The 25,586-nt window shown below is 36.4% G+C and carries 24 protein-coding genes and 1 other RNA gene; 1 reads left to right on the top strand and 24 read right to left on the bottom strand.

Annotation, left to right across the window (positions count from 1 at the left end):
* Nucleotides 1-163: 163 nt before the first annotated feature.
* The 22 genes from I7822_RS24700 to I7822_RS24595 form a co-directional block, all read right to left on the bottom strand.
* Nucleotides 164-838: a YrrS family protein gene (locus I7822_RS24700; RefSeq protein ID WP_207981737.1), complete on the bottom strand. Its 675-nt coding sequence runs from the start codon at nucleotides 836-838 to the stop codon at nucleotides 164-166.
* 247 nt (nucleotides 839-1,085) lie between these two features.
* Nucleotides 1,086-2,840 carry a peptidoglycan D,D-transpeptidase FtsI family protein gene (locus tag I7822_RS24695; RefSeq protein WP_207981736.1) on the bottom strand — a complete coding sequence of 585 codons (1,755 nt, stop codon included), beginning with the start codon at nucleotides 2,838-2,840 and terminating at the stop codon, nucleotides 1,086-1,088.
* Between the two features lie 470 nt (nucleotides 2,841-3,310).
* A complete protein-coding gene (gene greA / locus I7822_RS24690; protein ID WP_207981735.1) occupies nucleotides 3,311-3,784 on the bottom strand; it encodes a transcription elongation factor GreA in 474 nt (157 codons plus the stop codon).
* A gap of 339 nt (nucleotides 3,785-4,123) precedes the next feature.
* A complete protein-coding gene (gene udk, locus I7822_RS24685; protein WP_207981734.1) occupies nucleotides 4,124-4,759 on the bottom strand; it encodes a uridine kinase in 636 nt (211 codons plus the stop codon).
* A gap of 4 nt (nucleotides 4,760-4,763) precedes the next feature.
* On the bottom strand, nucleotides 4,764-6,032 hold the full coding sequence (locus tag I7822_RS24680; RefSeq protein WP_207981733.1) for a peptidase U32 family protein: 1,269 nt from the start codon (nucleotides 6,030-6,032) through the stop codon (nucleotides 4,764-4,766).
* A 58-nt stretch (nucleotides 6,033-6,090) separates the two neighbouring features.
* Entirely contained in the window at nucleotides 6,091-7,020 is a 930-nt protein-coding gene (locus I7822_RS24675) for a peptidase U32 family protein (protein ID WP_207981732.1), read from the bottom strand.
* 21 nt (nucleotides 7,021-7,041) lie between these two features.
* Nucleotides 7,042-7,686 (bottom strand): O-methyltransferase, encoded by a 645-nt coding sequence (locus I7822_RS24670; protein ID WP_207981731.1) that lies wholly within the window; start codon nucleotides 7,684-7,686, stop codon nucleotides 7,042-7,044.
* A 210-nt stretch (nucleotides 7,687-7,896) separates the two neighbouring features.
* Nucleotides 7,897-9,024, bottom strand: a complete 1,128-nt coding sequence (gene mltG, locus I7822_RS24665; RefSeq protein WP_207981730.1) for an endolytic transglycosylase MltG — start codon at nucleotides 9,022-9,024, stop codon at nucleotides 7,897-7,899.
* Between the two features lie 432 nt (nucleotides 9,025-9,456).
* Nucleotides 9,457-9,744 carry a DUF1292 domain-containing protein gene (locus I7822_RS24660; RefSeq protein ID WP_066334525.1) on the bottom strand — a complete coding sequence of 96 codons (288 nt, stop codon included), beginning with the start codon at nucleotides 9,742-9,744 and terminating at the stop codon, nucleotides 9,457-9,459.
* A gap of 30 nt (nucleotides 9,745-9,774) precedes the next feature.
* Complete coding sequence (ruvX, locus tag I7822_RS24655; protein WP_066334515.1) at nucleotides 9,775-10,191, bottom strand: Holliday junction resolvase RuvX; 417 nt, start codon at nucleotides 10,189-10,191, stop codon at nucleotides 9,775-9,777.
* A gap of 123 nt (nucleotides 10,192-10,314) precedes the next feature.
* Nucleotides 10,315-10,575 (bottom strand): IreB family regulatory phosphoprotein, encoded by a 261-nt coding sequence (locus I7822_RS24650; RefSeq protein WP_066334513.1) that lies wholly within the window; start codon nucleotides 10,573-10,575, stop codon nucleotides 10,315-10,317.
* A gap of 79 nt (nucleotides 10,576-10,654) precedes the next feature.
* Nucleotides 10,655-13,294: an alanine--tRNA ligase gene (alaS, locus tag I7822_RS24645; RefSeq protein ID WP_207981729.1), complete on the bottom strand. Its 2,640-nt coding sequence runs from the start codon at nucleotides 13,292-13,294 to the stop codon at nucleotides 10,655-10,657.
* Nucleotides 13,295-13,818: 524 nt separating this feature from the next.
* Nucleotides 13,819-14,880, bottom strand: coding sequence for an AI-2E family transporter (locus I7822_RS24640; RefSeq protein WP_207981728.1), 1,062 nt, complete (start codon nucleotides 14,878-14,880; stop codon nucleotides 13,819-13,821).
* Nucleotides 14,881-14,969: 89 nt separating this feature from the next.
* Nucleotides 14,970-15,101, bottom strand: a complete 132-nt coding sequence (locus tag I7822_RS24635; RefSeq protein WP_207981727.1) for a YrzQ family protein — start codon at nucleotides 15,099-15,101, stop codon at nucleotides 14,970-14,972.
* 14 nt (nucleotides 15,102-15,115) lie between these two features.
* The gene (locus tag I7822_RS24630; protein WP_207981726.1) at nucleotides 15,116-15,307 is read right to left on the bottom strand and encodes a YrzR-like zinc ribbon domain; all 192 of its coding nucleotides are present in this window, start codon (nucleotides 15,305-15,307) and stop codon (nucleotides 15,116-15,118) included.
* Between the two features lie 20 nt (nucleotides 15,308-15,327).
* Nucleotides 15,328-15,801: a PRC-barrel domain-containing protein gene (locus tag I7822_RS24625; protein ID WP_207981725.1), complete on the bottom strand. Its 474-nt coding sequence runs from the start codon at nucleotides 15,799-15,801 to the stop codon at nucleotides 15,328-15,330.
* Nucleotides 15,802-15,842: 41 nt separating this feature from the next.
* A complete protein-coding gene (gene recD2 / locus I7822_RS24620; protein WP_207981724.1) occupies nucleotides 15,843-18,200 on the bottom strand; it encodes an SF1B family DNA helicase RecD2 in 2,358 nt (785 codons plus the stop codon).
* A gap of 36 nt (nucleotides 18,201-18,236) precedes the next feature.
* Nucleotides 18,237-18,893, bottom strand: coding sequence for a tetratricopeptide repeat protein (locus tag I7822_RS24615; protein WP_207981723.1), 657 nt, complete (start codon nucleotides 18,891-18,893; stop codon nucleotides 18,237-18,239).
* Between the two features lie 119 nt (nucleotides 18,894-19,012).
* The gene (gene mnmA, locus I7822_RS24610; RefSeq protein WP_207981722.1) at nucleotides 19,013-20,125 is read right to left on the bottom strand and encodes a tRNA 2-thiouridine(34) synthase MnmA; all 1,113 of its coding nucleotides are present in this window, start codon (nucleotides 20,123-20,125) and stop codon (nucleotides 19,013-19,015) included.
* 15 nt (nucleotides 20,126-20,140) lie between these two features.
* Nucleotides 20,141-21,286, bottom strand: a complete 1,146-nt coding sequence (locus I7822_RS24605) for a cysteine desulfurase family protein (RefSeq protein WP_207981721.1) — start codon at nucleotides 21,284-21,286, stop codon at nucleotides 20,141-20,143.
* 36 nt (nucleotides 21,287-21,322) lie between these two features.
* Nucleotides 21,323-21,739 carry a cysteine metabolism transcriptional regulator CymR gene (gene cymR / locus I7822_RS24600; RefSeq protein ID WP_066334484.1) on the bottom strand — a complete coding sequence of 139 codons (417 nt, stop codon included), beginning with the start codon at nucleotides 21,737-21,739 and terminating at the stop codon, nucleotides 21,323-21,325.
* Nucleotides 21,740-21,749: 10 nt separating this feature from the next.
* Nucleotides 21,750-22,433 (bottom strand): YczE/YyaS/YitT family protein, encoded by a 684-nt coding sequence (locus tag I7822_RS24595; protein WP_207981720.1) that lies wholly within the window; start codon nucleotides 22,431-22,433, stop codon nucleotides 21,750-21,752.
* A 506-nt stretch (nucleotides 22,434-22,939) separates the two neighbouring features.
* Here I7822_RS24595 and I7822_RS24590 point away from each other — a divergent pair.
* Complete coding sequence (locus tag I7822_RS24590) at nucleotides 22,940-24,190, top strand: replication-associated recombination protein A (protein WP_207981740.1); 1,251 nt, start codon at nucleotides 22,940-22,942, stop codon at nucleotides 24,188-24,190.
* Nucleotides 24,191-24,234: 44 nt separating this feature from the next.
* On the opposite strand, the gene I7822_RS24585 is transcribed toward I7822_RS24590, so the two are convergent.
* On the bottom strand, nucleotides 24,235-25,002 hold the full coding sequence (locus tag I7822_RS24585; protein WP_207981719.1) for a tRNA threonylcarbamoyladenosine dehydratase: 768 nt from the start codon (nucleotides 25,000-25,002) through the stop codon (nucleotides 24,235-24,237).
* 336 nt (nucleotides 25,003-25,338) lie between these two features.
* Nucleotides 25,339-25,528: non-coding RNA, 6S RNA (gene ssrS / locus I7822_RS24580), on the bottom strand.
* Nucleotides 25,529-25,586 lie beyond the last annotated feature (58 nt).

Genomic DNA, 25,586 nt, shown 5'->3' with positions numbered 1-25,586 from the left:
TTCCATTTAATTTCCTCTGGATAAGGGATTCTTGTACCCATAAGAAAAACACCTCCGCTAGAATCATATTGATTAAATACGACTCAGGAGGTGTTTTTTCCTTGTCTCACTTTATGGGGTCACTTCAATTGTGCCGCTGCTTTTTTTCGTTTGGCTTTTGTTCTCAACTTACTTTTTCAATTTTAGTAGGTTTCCAACCTTCGTTTTCAACCCATGTAATATATACTTTGTATTTAGCTGATTTATCTTTTGGTGAGATGGTTCCAACAGCATCATTGGGTGATCCATTGTTTCCAAGAAACCATATAATCATTTCCGATTCAGGGATTCCTGTTGCATAACTAAGTGCTTTTGTCATTTCAGCCCAATCTTGAGAGCCTTTTTTATAATTAGCTGAATGAGGTTCTGATTGAGATGTACCAACTGGTGCCCAACCTGGGTTTTCAATTGTTTCTTCAACACCTGAGCCTGGATCTCCTTCAGTAATTGTTGCTTGTTCGAATGGATCTTCAGTTGCTTCTTCATCAGATTTTTCTTCAGAATCTGCTTTTCCATCACTATTTTCATCTAGTTCTGCATTAGATTTATTACTATTTTCCTCTTCTTCTTTTTCTTCATCCGCTATTGCTTCTTCATTGCTCTCTTCTTCGTTTGCGAGCTTTATATCAGGTTGTTCATTGTATTTTGCCGTTTTTTCAGAATCACTTCCTCCAAAAATGAGCTGAGACCCAATAACAAGAATAAGTAATGCAACTATTCCTATTAAAGTATTTAATACTACGTTGGTTTTTCTACGCTTATCTCTTTTTTCATAACGAGAGTTTACATGATTACTCAATGCCCTACACTCCTTTTTCCCTCATACCTTCTGTCTTATTCTAGCACTAGAACGTTTTTCTATCTAGTCGTTTTATCTTTTTAACATTTGTAACATATTCATTACTGGATATTTAGAATCACAAATAGTACATGTTTTATACCTTATTGCAAAAATGCATTAAAGGCTGCTCACCCTTTTTTCTGATAGTTCTCTAGCTATCCCCACTATTTCTTTACGTTATTACTCTTCATCTTTAGCATAGGTCTTATTGCTCGTTTATCTTGGATAATTCAGCAACTATATCGTAAAATGCTGCATTAGTCCCAGCTTCCTCACTAGTTGTATCCATCTCCACGACTACAAGAGCATATTTGGGATTACTTGATGGAAAATAGCCTGCAAACCATTTGTTGTATAACATTTGGCCTTGATCATTTTTTTTACCTGTTTGAGCGGTTCCTGATTTACCTGATACCTCATAAGGAGAAGATTGAAACCTTCTTCCAGTTCCTTCAGGATCTGTTACGACTAAACGAAGTTGTTTTTGAAGCTTTGATGCTGTTAAGGGTGATATTTTTCCACCATCTAATAAGTTAGACGTAAAAGAAAACATATTAGTTCCATTTTTATATAATATATTTTCTACGATTTTAATCTGTTCTTTATGACCGCCTCGTGCAATTGTTGCCATCATGTTAGCAACTCCCAGTGGCGTAACCTTAACATCCTTTTGTCCAATCGCAGTTTGATCTATCGCTCTTTGCACCTTTTTATCCTTTTCATCTCCCCAAATTTTTCCTGACTTCTCATCTGGGAGTTGTTTGAAATTTTGATAATGAAAAACTTTACCACTCCAACCAACGGGTCCTAGTAAACCTAACTTTTCAGCAGTATTCTCAATTACATTGCTATCCTTTTCCATTAGCTCTTCTGCTAAAGTCGTAAAGGTGTAATTACAACTTTTTGCAAAACTCCTTCCTAGTGTAAGCATTCCATCATCCTGTCCACCATCATTTTCTCCATAAAGGTTCAGATTGCAATTAAACTCTCTTGTTGCATCATCTAAACCATATTCAATTGCACCGGCTAAAATGACTGTTTTAAATATCGAGCCTGGAAAAATAGGTTGCACCATATGATTCGTAAGAGTAACACCGACAGAGCGATTTAATTCAGGCTTACTAACCATTGCTAATATCTCATTTGTCTCAACATCGAGCAAAACAAGTCCTCCGTTATCGACCTTTTGCTTTTCCAACACGTCTTCTGCAATTTCCTGAATATCTTTATCTATTGTTGTCTTAACGGTGACAGGATAAAATGGATTAGAGTCTGCGATATATTTAACATTTACTCCAAAGAGCGGATTTCCATCCCCATCAACATGATAAAGCAGCTTCGTTTCTTCATCTGGTAAAAGAAATTCATCAAATGCTTTCTCAAGCCCTGTTAGTCCAATTTGTGTTTTATAGGATAAATCCTCTCGATCAGGATATTTTGTTCGTAAAACCTCTGCATTCTCTCCTGTAATTCCAATTATATGCTCACCAATGGTTTCTTCAACAGGAGACTGTCGATAGATGCCAAAGACTCCAGGGATCTCAAGTTTATTAATTTTTTCAAGCTCTGAACTTGATAATTTCACACCGTCTTTACTCGAAAGAACAAGTGGTTCTGTTGAATCTTGTAACTGTCTTTTAAGTTCATAGCTTGAAACATTTACTAAATCTGAAAGCTCATCTATAGGCCAGGTAATCTCTTTTAAAAAAGGAAATAGAACGAGTGATGGCTCAACTTTATTACGAAGAGATTCACCATTCTTGTCTTCAAAGCGTCCACGACCATCGTCAATGACAACCTCTTGTGTTCTTTGATTAACACTTTCCTGAACTAGATTCACTCCCTTTTTTGAAAACGATTCTGTATGAATCAATTGAATATCAGCTAAACGATAAAGAATAAAAAATAAAGCCATAAGAAAAAAGGTTCCGACGATAATAAATCTTTTTTTGGAAATCATTCAAACCTCCTGTTTATTAAGGCTCTTTTCTAAGAGATTGTTGCTTATACAAAGATACTGTTTATGGTTGATTGGAGCGGATTGCGAGACTCATGCTTAGAGCAGCGGGACAGGTGAGACTCATGCGGGCGTTTACGCCGAGGAGGCTCACCGCCCGCCCCGCGGAAAGCGAGCATCCTCTCGCTGCAATCAACCACGCCGTACTACTTGGTAAATAGCAACAAAGTTTGCGAAAACAGACAAGAACAAAAGCGCAAGCGCCTTGAACAGCCTCGGGCAAATAAGACGCTCATGAATAGAAGGTGTTTTTCACCTTCTATTCATGAGTGGTTGCAAGACCCAAGAAGGGCTAGGCGCTGGAGCTGGATGACTAGGGCTTATCCACAGTACTAGAATTTTATAATTTCCTAGACAATAAAAAAACACCTCGTCTTCATTTTCGACGAGGTGTTCGCTATATAAACCTATTTTTAAGTAATTTTCACAATTTTCACAAGCATTTCTCCACCAGGAGTTTGAACTGTTACTTCATCATCTACTTTTTTGCCAATTAGGCTTTTGGCAATTGGAGAGTCATTTGAAATCTTGCCTTCAAATGGATCTGCTTCTGCACTACCAACGATAGTATATGTTTCTTCATCACCATTAGGAAGCTCAGTAAACGTAACTGTTCTACCTAGTGAAACAGAGCTAGTATCAGCTTCACCTTCGATAATTCTTGCGTTTCGAATCATATTTTCTAGTGTGGTAACACGTCCTTCAACAAATGCTTGTTCCTCTTTAGCAGAATCATACTCTGAGTTCTCTGATAGATCACCGAAGCTACGTGCAATTTTAATTCTTTCTACAACCTCTTTACGTTTAACCGTTTTCAAATATTCAAGCTCTTGTTCAAGCTTATCTTTACCTTCTCTTGTCATTGGAAAAACTTTTTCTTGTGCCATGTTTGTTCCACTCCTTCTAGTAGACTGTTCCCCGTCGGTTTTGTTCTTTTTTCTGTTGAATTACTTATCTTGTGATAAGAGATTAAAAATACGTATGTATAAGCCTGAGACTATATGCCTCAAGATGAAAGATGTAAGCATTAAAAAACATACTTTCATTTTCATATGGTGTGATCAATGATAAGAAAATACTTTTATTGAAAAGGCAAGAAACAGGTGAGTATTAAAAAAGCAAGGGCAACATTATGCCCTTTACTTCATATAAAAAACAATGCCTAAAGAAAAATATTAATTCTTATACATAATATGATCACAGTACTCTTTATCTATGCTATGTTATTACAAAATTGCATTTAGTTCAAGAATTGTTTGAATTTTTGTTGTCATCAAATCAATTGCAACGTGATTTTGTCCACCCTCAGGAATAATGATATCTGCATATCGTTTCGTTGGCTCAATAAATTGATTATGCATTGGTCTAACAACGGAAATGTATTGTTCGATAACAGAATCAATTGAACGACCACGTTCTTTTATGTCTCGCATAATTCGACGTATGATTCTAAGATCTGCATCCGTATCCACAAAAAGCTTAATATCCATTAAATCACGTAAACGCTCGTCTTCTAGGATTAATATGCCTTCTAGAATAATAACATCCTTCGGTTCAACAACTATAACATCTTCTGATCTTGTATGCAATTTGTAATCATACACCGGTTTTTCAATTGATTGGTGATTTAGTAATGTTTTTAAGTGATCGATTAACAAATCATTATCAAAAGCTAATGGATGATCATAGTTTGTATTTAATCTTTGTTCAAATGGCAGATCACTTTGATCTTTATAATAATAATCTTGTTCTAGCATTAAAATCGAATGACCTTTAAAATGGTCATAAATTGATTTTGTAACACTTGTTTTACCTGAACCAGAACCTCCAGCGACTCCGATTACAACGGGCTTCTTACTCATTTAATCAGAACCCCTTTCGCATCATATTGTTCCTAAAGACTGGTTTATCTACTCTGAATTTCACAATTTGTAACGGATGGCGAGCAGCATCAAGCTCATTTCCTTTTTCATCCCAAATCTTCTCGATCGTTTGTGTAAAGTTTTCAATATCTGGGCCAAAGAATTCAACTGTATTTCCTGGTTTAAAGTGGTTTCGTTGCTGTAAAGTAACCATATGTGTTTCTTGATCATAATCTAATACAAGGCCTACAAAATCATAGGCTGTTTTCTTACTGTGATTACCAAACATTTGCTGCTTGTAACCTGGAATACCTTCAAAGAATGAAGAAGCTGTTTCACGGTTTGCACACTTATCTAATTCTTTTAACCATTCAGGATCTATTTTAAAATGATCCGGATCTGCGCAATAAGCATCAATCACTTTGCGATAAACACTTACAACTGTTGCAATATAGTGGATAGATTTCATTCTTCCTTCAATTTTCAAACTATCAATTCCAAGCTCAATCATTTTAGGGATTGATTCTATTAAATTTAAATCTTTCGGACTCATCGCAAATGGTGCATCATTTGCATCGAAAAGAGCAACTTCATCATTGTTTTCTAGTTTGAATAAGTCGTAATCCCAGCGACATGATTGACAACAGCCGCCTCGATTAGAATCTCGAGCTGTCATGTGGTTACTCAATGTACAGCGACCAGAATACGCGATACACATAGCACCATGAATAAAAGCTTCAATTTCAATATCGATCTTTTCCTTCATTTCTCTAATTTCTTCAGCACCAGTTTCACGGGCTAAGACGACACGCTCTAAGCCTTCTTCCTTCCAAAATTGAACTGCCTTCCAGTTTGAAAGTGATTGTTGTGTGCTTAAATGTACTTCTAACCTCGGAGCAACACGTCTACATGTTTCAATAATTAATGGATCAGCTACAATGATGCCGGTCACTCCTGCATTTTCAATCCCCATTAAATACTCATCTAGTCCGTCCATATTCTCATTATGAGCAAAAATATTTGTTGTGACATAGATTTTCGCTCCATATTTATTAGCAAATTGAACGCCCTCAGCCATCTCTTCAAGGGAGAAATTATCAGCATTTGAACGTAGTCCATATTCTCTTCCACCAATAAAAACAGCATCTGCGCCATAATGGATCGCTATTTTAAGTTTTTCTAAGTTACCCGCTGGTGCTAGTAACTCAGGCTTTTTCGTGATTACACGCTTTCCATTGATAATGCTAGAGATTTTATCCTTTACTACAGTCATTTTTTTCACTCCCTTTTTAATGTGAATTCAACATCTTCTTGTAACTCTAAAGTTATTTTTAATAAACCGTCTCTTTAAAGAAAAAACCAGTATCTAATGGTCGATTTTCCGCCTGTAAATCTTCTATTTCTGCTAATAGTTCATCTTTTATCTCTTCATACTCAGTATTATTAGATTCACATAGATCGATTGCTTTACGATATTTCTTTGTCACTTCAATTACATACTCAGATGTTTGAAGTACCCCATCGATTTTAAAGGAGTCAATACCAGAGTCAATCATTTCACTAAGCTCATCAATAATACACATATCATTTGGACTCATAATATGTGTTCCATTTGCGTCTTCAAAAATTGGGTATTTATTATCTCTTTCAGGATCATATAAAAACATCATTTCTTTTTCAGCGCGATTTTCTATTTTTAAAGCCTTACCTTGATATTCAAAGTAGTTACCTAATAAGCTGCGTTTTGATTGGAACATACATGTCATTCCATGGACTTGAACTTCAATTTCAACTTCTGCATATTCCTTTGTTTCGATAATCGCATCCATACTTAACTCACGAGCAAGAACTGCACGTTTGGCACCTTTTCTTCCCCAATAGTTACACGTGTGCCAGTTTGTTGCTGTTGTTTCTGTATTCCAATGCAGCTTTAAATCAGGTGCAACTTCTCTTGCAACCATAAGTACTGCTGGATCACCGAAAACAACTGCGTCTGCCTTTACTTCTTTTAGAAAAGTCAAATACTCTCCTAATTCATCAATTAAATCATTATGGAAAATCGCATTCATAGCCACGTACACCTTTTTATGATGGTGATGGGCAATAGCAATCGCTTCTTTTACCTGTTCCTTTGAAAAATCACCGGCTAGACGAAGACCAAATTTTTGTTCACCAATAATAAACGCATCTGCACCTGCTTGTATTAAGGGCTTTAAGTCCTCTACTTTTTTGGGTGTAACTAATAATTCCGGTTTGCGCATGTCATACACCTCTTTTAAACTTTATTTTCGTTTTGATACTGCAATCCCATCTCCGACAGGAATGATTGTTGTTTCATACTTATCTAATGTAAACAACCAATGATTAAACTCATCAAGTTTTCTGACAAGTGTTCGTTGTCTTCTTGTTTTTAATTCTGAACGATCGCGAGCAACAGTTCCTTTGAACAGTACATTATCTGTATAAATAATTCCATTTGAAGAAAGCATTGGTTCATATAACTTGAAAAACTTTGTATATTTTGCCTTTGTCGCATCAATAAATAATGCATCAAATGGACCATACTTATTAATTTCCTCTGATAATGAAAGGGCATCACCATGTAGTACTTGAATTCTTTCTTCAAGTCCCATTTCCTTAATATTGAGGTTTGCCTGTCGAAAGCGCTCCTCGTCCAGCTCTATCGTGATAATTTCAGTATTGGGTAATTTTAATGCCATTCGAATTGCGGAGTACCCAATTGCTGTACCAATCTCAACAATTTTTTTAGGCTGCTGCATAGAGAGTAGAAGTAATAACACTTCAATACCTGTTTTCTCCATTATTGGTACATCATGTTTCTCGGCAAAAACTTCCATTTGTTTTATATAATCTTGCGGATCAGGTATAAGATTCTCTATATATGTTAGTACTTCTTCGTTTAACATAATTGCCTCCTGCATTTCGTATAGCTATATGAAAAATGTCATTATTTTTTGATTATTATCTTGTATACCTAAAAATAAGAGCCTCATCAATGAGAACTCTTAGCTTATTTAATATTAAAGTTACAAAACCCCATAACAACTCGATATATTTTACCACAACAAGAAAGGGAATGCGAATAAAAAATTCACTTCCCCTTTGCCTTTGTATCATTATTTGTTTGTAATATGTTTATCTTTTTCCTTATTGTGCTCGTCAAGTGTTTTCGTGAAGATGACATCACCTTCTTTTGTTGCTAAGAAATATAAGAAGTCTGTATCTTCAGGTGATAAAGCTGCTACAAAGGATACTTCACCTGCATTAGCGATTGGACCTGGTGGTAGACCTTTATTTTGATATGTATTGTATTTCGAATCAACTTCAAGGTCTTTGTAAAGAACGCGGTCCTTATGTTTACCAAGAGCGTATAAAACTGTTGGATCTGTTTGTAAAGGCATATCTTTTTCTATACGATTATAAAAAACGCTTGAAATCTTTTCACGATCAGCTTTTTCAGTGGCTTCTTCCTCAATTAAGGATGCCATAGTCACAAAACGATGTACGCTCATCTTTTGCTCCTGTAGCTGTGGAATATATTTTGCAACAACCTCACTCATTTTTTTAATCATAGGCTCCAAAATTTCCTCTAGAGTTGGTTCCTTTTTATAATAAGGGTAGGTTGCTGGATACAAATATCCTTCAAGTGCGTATTTTACATTTTCTCCAAATATATCATCTGTAAGTAAGTCTGGATATTTTGCTCTCATCGACTCAATAAATGTTTTATCAGTTAGTTTTTGAATAATTTCTTGCTCACTAAATGATGCGTTATTTGAAATAATTGAGGCGATTTCTTTTAATTGTCTTCCTTCAGGTATCGTGATTTGAAACGCTACGTCATCCATTAGCTTTCCTTGCTTTAAGATTTCAATGATTTCAGTAAATGTCATCGCTCTATTTAATTTATAATTCCCAGCTTGGAAGCCTGATTCGTTCTTAAATTTAATGTAATATTTAAATACACGGGCATCTTTAATGATATCATTCTCTTCTAAAATTCTTGATATTGTTGATACTGATGAGCCAATTGGAACAGTAACATCAATACCAGTTTGATCACTTGGATCGACTGGTTCTAATGAAGATTTAATATATAGATAACCGCCTCCGATAAGACCTGAAAAGGCAATAATTAATACGATAAAAACGGTCAAGACAATTTTTCTTACTACCTTTGCCTCTTTTTGTTTTTCTAGAAGCTTTTTACGGAATGTATCCTTTTTTGAATCAACTTCAGACATACATATCCTCCTCTCATCCCAATTATTATACTACAATGTTCTTTATGTTTCGGCAATTTTTTCACAAAAGGTAGAAAAGTACGAAAGAGAGAGGATTTTAAAGTAAGAATAAGCTAAATAACATTATTGTTATTTTTATTCTTTCTTAAGGTGGATTAAAAAATCAGACAATTGATGGAAGCATTGCATGTTATCGACATAAATCTTATTAAAAGATGAAATTTTAGACAGAACAAAAGCTCAGGGCGCCTTGATCAGCCTCGGGCAAATAAGACGCTCATGAATAGAAGGTGTTTTTCACCTTCTATTCATGAGATCGAGGGGCTAGGGGCTAGAGCTGGATGCCTAGCGCTTAGCCGCAATACTAGAATTTTATAATTTCCTAGACATAAAAAAAAGAAGCTGACCTTTTGAGTCAACCTCTTGCAAAGCTTATTCTTCCTCTTCTTCATCAAGGAAAGTGTTTAACATTTCCTCAATTAAATCCCACTCTTCTTCTGTTTCGATTGGCTCAAGTTCTCCGTCCTCACCATTAGCGTGTGGATTAAAGCTAGATGCGTGAATCTCAATTTCTTCGCTATCATCCTCTTCTGCCCCTAATGGGTAGTAAAGAACGTATGATTTCTTAAATTCTTCTGATTCAAAAGTAAATAGTACTTCGCAAAGTTGCTCATTTCCGTTCTCATCAATAACTGTAATTTGTTTTTCGCCATGTTCCATGTTGGTTCACCTCATTATTATTATTAAATCTTAATTTAAGCTGTCTAAATAGCCTTGTAATATCATAACTGCAGCCATTTTATCTATGACTTGCTTTCGCTTTTTCCGACTGACATCAGCTGAAATGAGCATTCGTTCTGCCGCCATTGTTGTTAATCTTTCATCCCACAAAATAACAGGCAGTTTGAATTTTTTCGTTAGGATATCAGCAAACTTTTGACTCGCTTCTGCCCTTGGTCCAATAGAGCCATTCATATTTTTCGGCATTCCTAAAACGATTTTTTCTATTGAGTACTCATTAATGATTTCAGTCAGTCTGGCAAAATTATAATCTCGATTTTCCTCATTAATTTTGATCGTTTCGATTCCTTGTGCGGTCCAGCCAAGTTCATCACTAACTGCAACGCCAAGTGTTTTCGTTCCTAAATCAAGTCCTATTATACGCATTTTAAGCCTCTCGATTTTTTTGAATGAAGGTAAGGAGATGGAACTAGCTTAATTAGTTAGCTTGTTCCATCCTTATTTGAATTTGAGATTTAAAGTAAAACTCAGGTTCACCTTCATTCTTAATTATGTTCGTTTGTGTAAGTAAGATTTGACCAGCTCTTCAATTAATTCATCACGTTCAAGCTTGCGAATTAAATTTCGAGCATCACGATGACGTGGAATATAGGCAGGATCACCAGAAAGCAAATAGCCAACGATTTGATTAATTGGATTATAGCCCTTTTCTTGCAATGCATCGTAAACAGTATAAAGGACTTCATTTACATTTGTTTCGACCGATTCATCAGAAAAATTAAATTTCATCGTTTTATCAAATGAACTCACTAATTCGCACCTCTTTCTAGAGAATCAAAATAGAATCTTTTTGTCCCATCTTACATACATTCTACACTACTTTGCTTAATTATAAAACGGATTGAACCCATTCTTCGACATATTTAAGCGCTTCTGTAAGGTTTTCAGGATTTTTAGCACCTGCTTGGGCCATCTCTGGACGACCGCCACCTTTCCCTCCACAGCGTTCAGCAACTTCTTTAATTAATTTACCAGCATGGTAGCCCTGTGTAACTAAATCCTTCGTAACACCTGCAACTAGGTTAACTTTTCCATCTTCAACAGCTCCGAGAACAACAATAACTGATTCAAGTTTATTTTTCAAGTCGTCCATCATGCCACGTAAGCTATTCATATCTTTTGCATTTACCTTTGTTGCAAGAACTGTTACACCATTAATGGTAACTGCCTTATCAACAATACTATTTGCTTCAAGATTTCCTAGTTTAGCTGTTAATGATTCATTCTCACGTTGAATCATACGATAATCAGTTAATAGACTATCTATTTTTGACACAAGATCCTTAGGATTAGCTTTTAAAAGTGATGCAGCTTCCTGGAACTTTTCAAGCTGTCCATTAATTAATTGATAAGCAGCTTTACCTGTTACTGCTTCGATACGTCTTGTCCCAGCACCGATTCCTGTCTCTGTCATGATTTTAAACAATCCAATTGATGCTGTGTTGTCAACATGGCAACCACCACAAAGTTCCAAACTATACCCACCAACTTGAACGACGCGGACAACATCTCCATATTTTTCTCCAAAAAGAGCCATGGCGCCCATTTCCTTCGCTTCTTTAAGTGATTTCAAATCAATCGTAACTGCAATACTCTTCCAAATTTGCTCATTTACGATTTGCTCAATACGAGCTAATTCATCAGCGCTTACTTGTCCAAAATGAGAAAAATCAAATCGAAGTCGGTCAGCGGTTACCAATGATCCTGCTTGATTTACATGGGACCCGAGAACATCTTTCAATGCTTGATGCAATAAATGTGTAGCCGTATGATTTTTAACAATCGCACTGCGATTATTTTCAGTGACTTTTGCTGTAATAACGTCTCCAGCTTGGAGAGTTCCACTTTCTATGAAGACATTGTGAAGATTCTGTCCATTAGGTGCTTTTTGAACATCCTTCACCTTCACAATCACTTTATCACTTGTTAGCACACCAACGTCTGCAATCTGCCCACCGCTCTCAGCATAGAAAGGAGTTCTATCAAGAATTAGCTGTACCTCTTCCCCTTCATTTGCTTCTTTAATTAGTTCTCCATCTTTCACTAATACGAGAACTGAAGCAGCCTCTACGGTTAATTGATTATAACCAACAAATTCACTTGCATCTTTTATTTCACCAAGCATCCCACCTTGAACCTGCATTGAATCTACCTTTTGAATTGCAGCACGAGCACGGTCACGTTGTCTTCCCATCTCTTCTTCAAAGCCAGTATGGTCAACCTTCATACCTTCCTCTTCCGCATATTCCTCTGTTAATTCAACAGGGAAACCGTATGTATCATATAAACGGAAGACATCATTTCCTGGAATCATCTCACTGCCTTTGTCTTTTTGAACCTTTATTACTTCACTCAGTATAGCCAAGCCCTCGTTTAATGTTTCATGGAAGCGTTCTTCTTCATTTTTAATAACTTTTTGTATAAACTCTGTTTTTGTTTTTACTTCTGGATAAAAATCTACCATGATTTCCGCAACAACTGGTACAAGTTCATACATAAATGGACGATTAATGTTAATTTGCTTCGCATAGCGAACTGCTCTTCTTAACAATCTACGCAAAACATAACCACGGCCTTCATTAGAAGGAAGTGCACCATCACTTATAGCAAAGCTAACTGTACGAACATGATCAGCGATTACTTTAAAAGCAACATCCTTTTCATGATCTTGACGATAAACTTCATTTGAAATTTGTTCAGTCGCACGAATAATCGGTATGAACAGATCCGTATCAAAATTCGTTTGAACATTTTGAATAACGGAAACCATCCGTTCAAGTCCCATTCCTGTATCAATGTTTTTCTTAGGTAATGGAGTATATGTACCATCTGGGTTATGGTTAAATTGAGAAAAGACAAGATTCCATACTTCTAAATATCGTTCATTTTCACCTCCAGGATATAACTCTGGATCTTGTGGATCATTGCCATATGATTCACCTCGATCATAAAAGATCTCTGTATTAGGTCCACTTGGTCCTTCACCAATATCCCAGAAGTTTCCTTCTAAACGAATAATACGATCTTCAGGTACTCCAATTTTATCCTTCCAAATATCATAGGCTTCTTGATCTTCAGGATGAATCGTAACCGATAATTTTTCTGGATCAAAGCCGATCCATTTCTCACTCGTTAAAAACTCCCATGCCCATTCAATTGCCTCGACTTTAAAATAGTCACCAATTGAAAAGTTACCTAGCATTTCGAAAAACGTATGATGTCTCGCTGTTTTACCAACGTTTTCAATATCATTTGTTCGAATTGATTTTTGCGCATTACAAATTCTAGGATTCGCTGGAATCACGCGACCATCAAAATATTTTTTTAATGTCGCAACACCGCTATTGATCCAAAGCAATGTTGGGTCTTCATGTGGGACAAGTGATGCACTAGGTTCAACAGCATGTCCTTTTTCTTTAAAAAAATCTAAAAACATTTGTCGTACTTCAGCTGATTGTAAATTTCTCATATGTATCCTCCTTAAATTAACTATGTTACTTGCTTTTAAAATTTAGGCTCTGTTAAACTAGGTTGTTGATTTCCGCTGCAGGCGTTCGCTTTCCTTGGGCGGTCCGTGTGCCTCCCGCAGGAGTCTCACGCCTTATGTACCAATCAACATAGTGCCAAAACTTAAAACACAAAAAACTCCCGTCTCTGTGTAAAGAATCTCCTCTTTTCACAGGGACGAGAGTTAACTCGCGGTACCACCCTGATTATGGACTCGATATTCGCAACACGCTCGACTATTGGCGACAAAGCTAAGTAAAAAAACCTAAACTTTGTGGTCAATCAAAAGTCCATCACCTTTATTAACCGTAACGTGGATTAAACGGCAGTTTTTTCTGCACTTAGGATTAGCTTTCTGTTGGTATCCTTTAGAATTTCTTTCAGCCAGGGGAAATTCCTCTCTAAAAAGGTGGTCACAACATACTTTGTTCCATCATTGATTTAGCTTTATTCTATCGTGAATTATAGACAAGCAAATAATAATTGTCAATGGTGCCTTCTAAGTTGAACAAGATGTACAATCAGTTCCCTTACTATCACAACAACCGGAACAGCGAGCATTAGACCTACTACGCCTCCAATTTCACCACCTGCGAGCAGCGCAAGCATGATGATGATCTCATGCATATGAAGACTTCTTCCAACAATTAATGGCCCCAAGATGTTTCCCTCTATAAATTGCAAAATTAAAATGATCACAATTACGATAATGACACTTTTAGCAGACATAGTCGCTGCAATAATCAGTGCTGGAACTGCTCCAATTATTGGCCCAAAGTATGGAATAATATTCGTCACTCCGATGAGCAAACCCAATATTAATGGATATTTCACTTTAAAAAACCATAGTGATAGAAAAGCAAGACTCCCGATTATTAAACAAACGAATAACTGCCCTCTAATGTAATTACCTAGCGATCGATCAAGATTTTTTAAAAACTGAATAGCTTCATTTCTCCATTTTCTTGGTGTCAAATACCATGCAGCTTTTTTTATCTGATCATAGTCTTTTAACATATAAAAAACTAAAAATGGAATGATCGCTATCAAAAGAATATAATCAAAAATACTTCTTAAACTGTTTATTAATTTCTCAATCGTTAACGCAAGCCATTCCTCTGTTTGTTGGAACATGTTATCAATACGCTCATGTATTCCATCTGGCCATCGATTGGTTTGATTGCGTATAGAGTTTATCCAATTATTATATGTATCGGAAAACTGTGGAAAATTCTCCAAAAGGTCACGAAGCTGGTTGACCAACACAGGTACACCTCGATAAAAGCCATATCCGATTACACCGAAAAATAGTAAATAGATAATAAGTATCGATATGGACCTTGGAACACCAGTCCGATGAAGTCTTTCTATGACAGGATGAAGTAAATACGTAATAAATCCACTTATAATAAAAGGAATAAAGATTGCTTTAAACATTAGAAAAAAAGGATCCCAAATGTTATGAAGTTTAAAAAACACATAAATCGTTAATAAACCCAACAATAAAATCGTTATTCTTAACAACCATTTTATTTGACGGTCTCTCATGACTCTCACTCCTATGCCATATATTGTGGAGAGTGAAGTCATAATTTATGCATAAATAAGGAGCTGACAATTTAGTCAGCTCCTTTAAATTAAAACATTTTCGTTACGCGTTTACGTAATTTTCTCATTGAACGATTATTTGTCATGTTAGATGAACGTGCAAAATAATATGCTGCAGCACCCACACCTAAAGATACTAATGAGGTTACAGTACGATTCAAGATCTATCTCCCCTTTACATGCTTATTGATCGTTCATCATCAGAAAACAAGTCATCAAGTGAGCTCAAAGTTCCATCCTCTTCAACTTGATGAGTTAAAATTTTTCCTTTGGCAACAGAAAGTTCAATAAAGCATCTCCAGCAATAATATTGATTTACACCGATCTTCCCTAGGTCTTTGCTTTTACAATTCGGACATGATAACAAACTCGGCACACCTCTTTAATTCAAAAGTCGATGACGATCGCATCTTTGCTTATCAATAATGATTCACCAGTAGCCTTTACTACTTTTTTACCTTCAGCGATGTCTGCAAAAAATCCGTCCGTCAATTCGTATGCCTCAATTGTGCCCTCTTTTTCGGAAAAATATACGTCCTCTAATAAACCAAGTTTCTGTCCTTCTCTTGTCAGAACTGATTTATAGCGGATATCATCATATGTGTTATATGAGTAATTTGCTCTCATATTTTGGATTGAAATGAGCTTGTTCTTATCCTCAACCATCACACCATTTTCTCCAAGTGCCTGGATTGATTCAATTGGAACAAAACGATCACGATTAAACAACCCTTTTCCTTCCATCATCAGTCCGATTACAGAGCCATTGGAAGATAAACATAAATCAGCAATATGACCAAGGAGGTCAGCATTACTATTACTATATACTGGGAGCCCTTTTAGCTTTGAAAATGTCCGCAAAGAAATCTCCACCTTTCCGAACAATTTTAGCTTTGGCCTTTTTACATAAAGTCATACGGTGTAACGTTTTCCATCCCAATATTTGCATCTTGGACAGGGAATGGTAGCTCTTTTTGTAATTCATCTACTTCCTCAAAATCATTTAGCTTAATTTTGAGACTTGTCTGCCTGTCTGAACTATCGCTATTCGAAATCCCCCACTGTAAAGCGTCTATTTCCCCACATAAAACCAAAGACCGCTTGCTCCTTGTAATGGCTGTATAAATTAAATTACGACGAAGCATTCGATAATATCCTTTTACAATAGGCAGCACAACGATCGGAAATTCACTACCTTGTGATTTATGAATCGAGCAGCAAAACGCATGAGTAAACTGATTAAAATCTTGTTTTATATAGGTAACCTCGTTGCCATCAAAGGAAACGACAATCATGTCTTCTTTTTCAGTATTTTCTTTTGCATAAAAGATCGAAACTATTTCTCCAATATCACCGTTAAAGACATTACTATCAGGCTGGTTGACTAATTGGAGAACTTTATCACCGTTCCGGTATATTGTATCACCAAATGTCATTTCTCTTTTTCCAGGTGTTTTAGGATTGAAAAGCTCTTGAAGCAGTTTGTTTAATTGATCAATTCCTGCTGGACCTTTATACATGGGTGCTAAAATTTGAATATCTCTCGCTGTATAGCCTTTGTTGATTGCACTTTTAATTACCTTTCCAATAACCTCTTTCATTTGCGCTTGTGTGCATTGGATAAATGACCTGTCAGAGGTTGGAGATGTGATATTTTGCGGCATTTTACCTTGCTTAATATCATGTGCAAGCTCAATAATTGATGACCCTTCTGCTTGACGATAAATATCGGTTAGTTGGACCGTGGGAATCATTTTGGAAGCTAATAAATCACGAAGCACCTGACCAGGACCTACAGATGGGAGCTGATCCTCATCCCCAACCATTATTACTTGGATTTTTTCAGGGAGTGCTTTAAACAATTGATTTGCAATCCATAAATCAACCATTGACACCTCATCAACAATGAGTAGCTTTCCAGCGATCGGATTATCTTCATCATGCTCAAAACCATCTGCACCATTCCACTTCAAAAGGCGATGAATCGTAACAGCTGGCATACCTGTTGCTTCACTCATTCGTTTTGCAGCACGTCCTGTTGGCGCAACAAGTAAAATCGGAAATGGTTCTTCTTTTTTATAATCCTTTGGTTCTAGAGAACATCCATGTAAATCGGCATATAATTCAACAATTCCCTTAATAACAGTTGTTTTACCTGTCCCAGGTCCTCCTGTTAATAAAAGCATTGGAGACATCAACGCCTGTTGGATTGCATCCTTTTGAGTTGGTGCATATTGTACCTTCATTCTTTCTTCGAGGTTGCCAAGCGATAGCAAAAATTCAGACTCAGGAAAAAGGTCATCATATTCCGTTTGAGCAAGTACTTTTTTTATGTTTTTTACTAATCCTTGTTCCGCGTAATAAAGAGATGGTATATATGCACGTTCTTCTTCAACGATCACTTTTTTATCATTATTTAATGCGGTTATTTCAGTTGCAATATCTGTTTCAGGTATACTCTCCTGTTTTGAATGATCAAGCAATTCCTTCGTTTTTACAATAAGCTGTTCTAATGTTAAATAAACATGTCCTTCTTGTAAGCTCATATGTTCAATAATATAAAGACATGCAGCTTTAATTCTTTCTGCACTTTTTTCAGAAATACCTAAATGCTGACCAAGCTCATCTGCTCGCACAAAACCTATTCCTTCAACATCATGAACCAATTGATATGGATTCTCTTGAATAATTGTCAAGGTTTGGTCTTGATAAACTTGATAAATTTTCATGGCAAGTTGAGGTCCAAAACCAAATTGATTGAGTGCTATCATTATTTGCTCTAGCCCTTGATGGGAAATTAATGCCTCAACAAGTTGTTTCGCTTTATCTTTATTTACCTTTGGAATATCATCTAAAATCGAAGGGTTTTGCAGAATTTTTGAGATTGCTGATTCACCTAGTTTCTCAACAATAGCTTCCGCTGTCTTTTTGCCAATCCCTTTGAAAAGATCACTTGATAAATATTGAATAATCCCTTCCTTTGTTTGAGGGATCTCTATTCGAAAGTGTTCAGTTTGAAATTGAAGACCAAATTTTGGGTGGTTTTTAAATGCTCCAAAAAAGGTATAGGTGTCATCTTCATGCAGGAGTGGAAAGTAACCTGTAACAGTTATCTCTTTATCTTCAATATTTTCACTTGTTTCATGAACTCTTACTTTTAACACTGAATATAAGTTTTGCTCATTGTGAAAAATAACAACCTTTACAAGTCCTTTTACATAACGTTCATTTTCCCCGAATAAATCAGCACTTTCCTGCATGAATCCGTTCTCCCTTCTTCCCTGCGTGTCATCTTATTACTCTTTATTTTCCTTCAAGATTTTTAAAGCATGACCTGCTAATAAATGATCTGACTGTATGTTTAATGCTTTTTCTAGCATATCTGTTGCTTTTTTCACATCCTCTTTAAATGCATAAGCAACACCTAAATTATAATAAGCATCTGCATGTTCTTCATCCAGCTCAACTATAGTTTGAAATTGCTTCATCGCTTCATCAACTAAGTCTAATTGTGCAAGACATAAACCATATTGGAATCTTGCATCTATATCATCTTCATTTAATTCTGTAGCACGTTGAAAATATGGAAGGGCTAAGCGATTTTGACCAATATTTTGCAAGCTCATTCCTAACATAAAATGTAAATCTCCGTGATCCAATCCTTTTTTCAACGCCTTTTCGTACCTATTTTTCGCTTCATGATATTTTTCTTGATTAAAATAAACATTTCCTGCCCCATAATAGGCAGTTGCTGCATCTTCATCTAATTCAATCGCTTTTTCATAAAATTTTAATGCCTTTTCAAGTTCATTTACAGCTGAGAGCAAATTACCAAAATTGATGTAGCTAATAGGATCATTTGGTTTAGCTTCAATAGCTTCAGAAAAAATTGTTGCTGCTTCCTCAAAATTCCCCTCTTGCATTGCTTCAATCCCACGTTGATTCATATCCATTGTCAAAAACCCTCTTTCAACATTTTGTTCATATGTAGTGTAACTTAAAAACTCTTATCATAGTTAAAAGGGGCTGACTCAAACAAATGTGTCAACCCCCTTACTTTAGTAACTCACGATTACCCTACGTACCACAGCTTTTTATCATTTTTGAACACATTATCGATTGTTCCACCACCTAGACAAACCTCTCCATCATAAAAGACGACAGCTTGTCCTGGGGTTACTGCACGAATTGGTTTCTTAAAAACAACTTTTGCTGTTGATTTATCCAACATTGTAACAACAACGTCATTGTCTTCTTGACGGTAACGGAATTTAGCTGTACAAGTCAATTCAGAAACTTGGCTATCTGATACCCAACTTATATTTGTAGCAATAATGGAATCAGAGTATAAAAGCTCATTATGGAAACCTTGATCAACATATAACACATTTTTCTCTAAGTCTTTTCCAATTGCAAACCAAGGGTCACCACTACCACCGATTCCAAGGCCGTGGCGTTGGCCGATTGTATAGTACATAAGCCCATCATGCTTCCCCTTCACTTCACCATCAAGAGTTTGCATAATTCCAGGCTGTGCTGGCAAATACCCACTTAAAAACTCTTTAAAATTTCGTTCTCCAATAAAACAGATACCGGTACTATCTTTCTTTGTTGCAGTTGCTAAATTCGCTTTCTTTGCCATTTCACGAACCAATGGTTTCTCAATATCACCTAATGGGAAAATGACCTTTGAAAGTTGTTCCTGACCTAACTGATTAAGGAAATATGTTTGATCCTTGTTATCATCTATACCACGTAGCATTTTGTATTCACCATCACGGTATTCCACACGTGCATAATGACCTGTTGCTAAATAATCTGCTCCAAGTGACATTGCATGTTCTAAAAAAGCTTTAAATTTAATTTCTTTATTACACATCACATCAGGATTTGGCGTTCTACCTGCTTTGTATTCATCAAGGAAGTACGTAAACACCTTGTCCCAGTACTGTTTTTCAAAATTCACTGCATAATACGGAATACCAATTTGATTACACACTTCAATAACATCGTTGTAATCCTCTGTCGCGGTACAAACACCGTTTTCATCAGTGTCATCCCAGTTTTTCATAAAAATTCCGATTACCTCATAGCCCTGCTCTTTTAATCGAAGCGCCGCAACAGATGAATCAACTCCACCTGACATACCTACTACTACTCTTATATCTTTAGGATCTTTTTTCATCCCTTTCACCTCCACTTACTCTTGAGCTGTTACTCGCTTAACAATCTTTGCTATTTTCTCTGCAGCATATTGAATTTCTTCTAGACTTGTTCCATAACCAAAACTAAATCGAACCGAAGATAATACTCGATCTGACTCTTTACCGAACATTGCAACTAATACATGTGATGGATCAACAGAACCAGCTGTACAAGCTGATCCACTTGAGGCTGCAATGCCTGATAAATCTAAATTGACTAATAATGATTCAATATGTGTTCCTGGAAAATAAACATTAAATATATGTGGCAATCCATTTAATGAATTGTTTAATTGAAATTGAAGATTTTGCTCTTCAAAGATACCAATCATTTCTTGCTTAAATGCTCTGTATTGCTCGGTTTTATGTGCACGAGTTGATAAGGTAAGATCTGCAGCATAACTAAACCCATAAATCCCTGATACATTTTCTGTACCAGCTCTACGCTTCAGCTCCTGTTCTCCCCCATATAAGGATGGTTGAAGCTTCACTCCATTTTTCACGTATAAAAACCCTACACCTTTAGGTCCATTTATTTTATGTGCTGATACTGATAAAAGGTCAACACCTAAGTCTTTTACATTTATATGTTCCACTCCAAAGGCTTGTACCGCATCTGTATGAAACAAAGCTTGATGGTCCTTAAGCACGTTAGCAATCTCTTGAATTGGCTGGATTGAACCAACCTCGTTATTTCCATACATAATTGTTACAAGTACAGTTTGATCTGTTAAATGTTCCTTAAGTTGATCGATCGAAATAACCCCTTGTTCATTAACAGGCAAATAGGTTACTTCATACCCAGCATTCTCTAGATGCTTACATGCATGCAAGACAGCATGATGCTCAATTTGCGTGGTGATGATGTGCTTACCCACATGTTTATTTGCTAAAGCTGCTCCAATAACTGCAAGATTATCAGCCTCAGTACCACCACTTGTAAAAATGATTTCTCCAGGCGTTGCCCCGATGTGATTAGCAAGATTTCTTCTAGATTCATCAGTAATGCGTCGGGCTTCTCTACCAAATGAATGGATGCTTGAAGGGTTACCGAAGTTTTCCAACATAATCGGCAGCATTTTTTCAGCTACCTCTGGATGCAATGGGGATGTTGCAGCATGATCTAAATAAATTCGTTTCATCAGGCAACCCCTCCTATCTTAATATCTAGAACAGTTTTAAATATAAAACATATAAGGCTCTTGCTCTCCGTCTGTATAGCTTGCAAGGTCTTCTAGTGTTGTATTATCAAGTACATCCGCTACTGCATCACGAATTTTCACCCAAAGTTGTCTCTTAGCTGGTTCTTCATCCTCTAATACTTCAACAGGACTTATCGGTCCTTCTAGAACACGTATAATATCACCTGATGTAATGTTCGTCGGCTCATCTCCTAAAATATAACCACCATAAGCGCCTCTTATGCTTTTTACGAGTCTTGCATTTCGTAGTGGAGCAATTAGCTGCTCTAAATAATGTTCTGACAAGTCATGGGCTTGTGCAATACTTTTTAATGATGTTGGACCTTCTCCATGCTTTCGTGCCAACTCAATCATAATTGTTAAACCATAACGTCCTTTTGTAGATATTTTCATACTAACACCCCTATATTTTACGATCTAGCAACCTATTTTCTCGAATTGCTCCCTTGTTGCTTGATAGTTTGATTAACAGTCGATCCGTTGATTTATGACAAAACGTTATCATCATTCCTGCTACATATCCAATCGTTACCGTTGTAATGATTGTACCAATATATACCGGTCCACCTAAAAACCAGCCAATACCTAAAACAATAATTTCAATAGCGCCTCTAATAAAAGTTATCGATTTCCCTGTTTTTTCTACCAGAGAAATCATTAAACTATCCCTAGGTCCAGCACCACATTTAGCTGATATATATAATCCCATCCCATAGCCTAATACAATAATGCCTATCATAAGCATAATCAATTGTCCGATAAATGATTCAGGTGTCTTTAGAAACGGTATCATTAAATATAAATCAATGAAAACTCCAATACTTAGCATGTTAATAAATGCACCAAGCTGTGGTAGCCTTTTTGTTAAAAGTGTTGCTACACAAAGAACAATTGCACCAGTTAATATCGTCCATGTTCCAATCGTTAAGCCCAGTTGACGATACAAACCAATGTGGAGAACATCCCAAGAGGAAACTCCTAAATCAGCTTTAATTGTTAACACTATTCCTAATGACATAATTAGCAAGCCTATAAAATATATCACCCATTTTACAATGGATACAAAGATATTGTTGTTATTCTTCATGCTAGGATCCCCCGATATGCTTTGAAGAAACTTCTAAGGTGTAAGACAAGCATGCACATCCTTTAGACTAGAACATTTATTTTTCTATGTTTCTTACTTTGAACATTAGCCATTATAGCATATTATTAACTTATTAGGCACGAAAACCGACTTTGCTGCTTGGACATAGTGTTTAAGGCTGTTTTCGCAAACTTAGTTGCTATTTACCCAGTAGTGCGGTGAGGTTGATTTCCGCTCCAGTTGCTCGCTTTCCGCGGGGCGGGCGGTGAGCCTCCTCGGCGTAAACGCCTGCGGGGTCTCACCTGTCCCGCTGCTCCCGCAGGAGTCTCGCACTTCCGCTCCAATCAACCTCTTAAACAGTTTTAGTTCTAAAAGCAACAATCTCTTAGAAATGAGCCTATTATAAAGATTTAAGGTTATCACAACATTTACCATCTAATCATTAATCATGACATTTTCACTAAACGTTTGGAGTGTATAAATTGAAACAACCACTTGCATATAGAATGCGTCCAAAAATATTAGAAGATATTATCGGTCAAACTCATTTAGTAGCTGAAGGAAAAATTATTCAGCGCATGGTTAAAGCAAAACATTTGTCCTCAATGATATTATACGGACCCCCTGGGATCGGAAAAACCTCGATTGCAACGGCGATTGCTGGTAGCACTGGTACAGCCTTTCGCAAGCTTAATGCTGTTGTAAACAATAAAAAAGATATGGAAATTGTTGTTGCAGAAGCAAAGATGTCAGGAAAAGTAATTTTAATTTTAGATGAGGTACATCGTCTTGATAAAGCAAAGCAAGACTTTTTACTACCTTATCTTGAGAATGGAATGATTATTTTAATCGGGGCGACTACAAGTAACCCTTATCATGCGATTAATCCAGCGATACGAAGCAGATGTCAGATTTTCGAACTACATTCACTAGATGAGGAGGATATAAAACAGGCATTACTCCGGGCAATTCATGATAAAGAAAATGGATTAGGAAAACAGGAGGTCGAAATAAGTGAAGATGCCCTGCTTCATTTAGCTGGCAGCTGTGGAGGTGATGTACGGTCAGCCCTAAATGCACTTGAATTAGCAGTTTTGTCTACTGAGGCTAATAGCGATGGACTAATTGAAATTACGGTTGAAATAGCTGAGGAATGTCTGCAAAAGAAAAGCTTTGTTCACGATAAAGACGGTGACGCCCACTATGATGTAATTTCAGCATTTCAAAAATCAATTAGAGGTTCTGATGTAAATGCCGCTTTACATTATTTAGGTAGACTAATTGAAGCGGGTGATCTAGTAAGTATCAACAGAAGACTTTTAGTCATTGCGTATGAGGATATTGGTCTTGCAAATCCACAAGCAGGAGCGCGAACATTAGCAGCAATTGAATCAACTGAACGATTAGGATTCCCTGAAGCAAGAATTCCACTTGCAAATGTAGTCATTGAATTATGCCTTTCACCGAAATCAAATAGTGCTTACCAAGCTTTAGATAACGCGATCGCTGACATCAGAGCTGGAAAAATAGGTGACGTTCCCACTCATCTAAAGGATGCACATTACCAGGGCGCAAAAGCATTAGGCAGGGGAATTGACTATTTATATCCACATGATTATGAAAATGGCTGGGTAAAACAGCAATACCTGCCAGATCGATTAAAAAACAAGGTGTATTATGAACCGAAAAAAACTGGAAAATTCGAATTAACCTTAAGTCAAGTGTATGACAAGCTGTTGAAGCAACAAAGAAAGTAAGAACGTCTAAGCAAACAAAAAGAGGCTAAAATAGCCTCTTTTTGTTATTTTTCATCTTTAACTCGTACAATCTTAATATCCTTAACTAAATCAGTTACAACATATCCTCCCATAATTAACCCTGCTACAGAAGGTACAAATGCATTTGATGCTGGTGGCATTTTTGCTTTACGGATTTGTGCAGCATCATTACCAACCTCTTTACGTACATCTTCACGAATGACAATCGGGCTTTCATCAGAGAAAACAACCTTTATTCCTTTATGAATTCCTTCTTTACGTAAACGAATACGAATAACCTTCGCCATTGGGTCTGTATGTGTTTTCGAAATGTCTGCAACTTGAAACCTAGTAGGATCCATTTTATTTGCAGCACCCATGCTAGAAATAATCGGAATATTTCGTTTTAAACATTCCTTCATCAAATGAATTTTATAAGAAATGGTATCAGATGCATCTATGACATAATCAAGCTTTTGATCAAAAAATTGCTCGTAGGTTTCTTCTGTATAAAACATCTTGAGAGAAATAACTTCACAGTCAGGATTTATATCCTTTATTCGTGCTTCCATTAAGTCCACTTTCGGTTGACCAACTGTTGAGATTAGTGCGTGAATTTGACGATTTACATTTGTAATATCTACATCATCTTTATCAACTAAAACCAATCGCCCTACTCCAGATCTCGCAAGTGCTTCCGCTGAAAAAGAACCGACACCGCCTATACCTAGCACAGCAACAGTACTATTCTTTAGGATATCTAAACCTTCTTTACCAATCGCTAATTCATTACGTGAAAATTGATGTAGCAACTAACTCACTCCAATTATTATCCAATTAATTTCACTGTCATTTTATAATGACAGTATTTTTACCTGAAAACGAATATAACATACATTGTAGGAAAAGCAAGAGATTTTATAGTTCTTCAAATAAGGAATTTCAAGAACCCTCATTCAAAACTTTTTAATACACCCTAAGTACAGCTGAATGTACTATCTTTTGGTTAACTTTCAGGCTTTTAGTAACCTTAGATTTAACAAACAAAAAGGGTCTGTCCTCTCAATCCATAATAATTAGTACGAACCTAGTTAATGTACTATCTATTAGTTTACATTGAGGGGTCAGACCCTTAGTCAATCATATGTAGTAGTCCCAATCGTGCCGTCGCCGTTTCCCTCGTTTTGATCCCGCCCTTAGCAGGTGGGTGCTTTATTCCAGAGGTTGTAAGTCCTCTTTAACGAGTTAGAGAGGCATTTACTCTGTCTGAGAAACACAAGCTCCCGTAGAAAAAATGTTAGGTCAAAACTAGGTGTACAACGAACACATCAGGACTTTGAATGTTATTTTTTAAAATAATATCATATTGAAAATATCATTTCAAGATCTTGACAGA

It is taken from the genome of Metabacillus bambusae (genome assembly GCF_017497975.1).
Classification (GTDB): Bacteria; Bacillota; Bacilli; order Bacillales; family Bacillaceae; genus Metabacillus; species Metabacillus bambusae.
Note: the sequence above shows the minus strand (reverse complement) of the source record. Positions and strands in the feature narration are given on the sequence as shown.

Bases quoted from the DNA above. Each gene is read 5' to 3' on its own strand.
- I7822_RS24695 (WP_207981736.1), bottom strand. From the start codon at position 2,840: ATGATTTCCAAAAAAAGATTTATTATCGTCGGAACCTTTTTTCTTATG.
- greA (WP_207981735.1), bottom strand. From the start codon at position 3,784: ATGGCACAAGAAAAAGTTTTTCCAATGACAAGAGAAGGTAAAGATAAG.
- udk (WP_207981734.1), bottom strand. From the start codon at position 4,759: ATGAGTAAGAAGCCCGTTGTAATCGGAGTCGCTGGAGGTTCTGGTTCA.
- I7822_RS24680 (WP_207981733.1), bottom strand. From the start codon at position 6,032: ATGACTGTAGTAAAGGATAAAATCTCTAGCATTATCAATGGAAAGCGT.
- I7822_RS24675 (WP_207981732.1), bottom strand. From the start codon at position 7,020: ATGCGCAAACCGGAATTATTAGTTACACCCAAAAAAGTAGAGGACTTA.
- I7822_RS24670 (WP_207981731.1), bottom strand. From the start codon at position 7,686: ATGTTAAACGAAGAAGTACTAACATATATAGAGAATCTTATACCTGAT.
- mltG (WP_207981730.1), bottom strand. From the start codon at position 9,024: ATGTCTGAAGTTGATTCAAAAAAGGATACATTCCGTAAAAAGCTTCTA.
- I7822_RS24660 (WP_066334525.1), bottom strand. From the start codon at position 9,744: ATGGAACATGGCGAAAAACAAATTACAGTTATTGATGAGAACGGAAAT.
- ruvX (WP_066334515.1), bottom strand. From the start codon at position 10,191: ATGCGTATAATAGGACTTGATTTAGGAACGAAAACACTTGGCGTTGCA.
- alaS (WP_207981729.1), bottom strand. From the start codon at position 13,294: ATGAGAAATTTACAATCAGCTGAAGTACGACAAATGTTTTTAGATTTT.
- I7822_RS24640 (WP_207981728.1), bottom strand. From the start codon at position 14,880: ATGAGAGACCGTCAAATAAAATGGTTGTTAAGAATAACGATTTTATTG.
- recD2 (WP_207981724.1), bottom strand. From the start codon at position 18,200: ATGCAGGAAAGTGCTGATTTATTCGGGGAAAATGAACGTTATGTAAAA.
- I7822_RS24615 (WP_207981723.1), bottom strand. From the start codon at position 18,893: ATGGATATGAATCAACGTGGGATTGAAGCAATGCAAGAGGGGAATTTT.
- mnmA (WP_207981722.1), bottom strand. From the start codon at position 20,125: ATGAAAAAAGATCCTAAAGATATAAGAGTAGTAGTAGGTATGTCAGGT.
- I7822_RS24605 (WP_207981721.1), bottom strand. From the start codon at position 21,286: ATGAAACGAATTTATTTAGATCATGCTGCAACATCCCCATTGCATCCA.
- cymR (WP_066334484.1), bottom strand. From the start codon at position 21,739: ATGAAAATATCTACAAAAGGACGTTATGGTTTAACAATTATGATTGAG.
- I7822_RS24595 (WP_207981720.1), bottom strand. From the start codon at position 22,433: ATGAAGAATAACAACAATATCTTTGTATCCATTGTAAAATGGGTGATA.
- I7822_RS24590 (WP_207981740.1), top strand. From the start codon at position 22,940: ATGCGTCCAAAAATATTAGAAGATATTATCGGTCAAACTCATTTAGTA.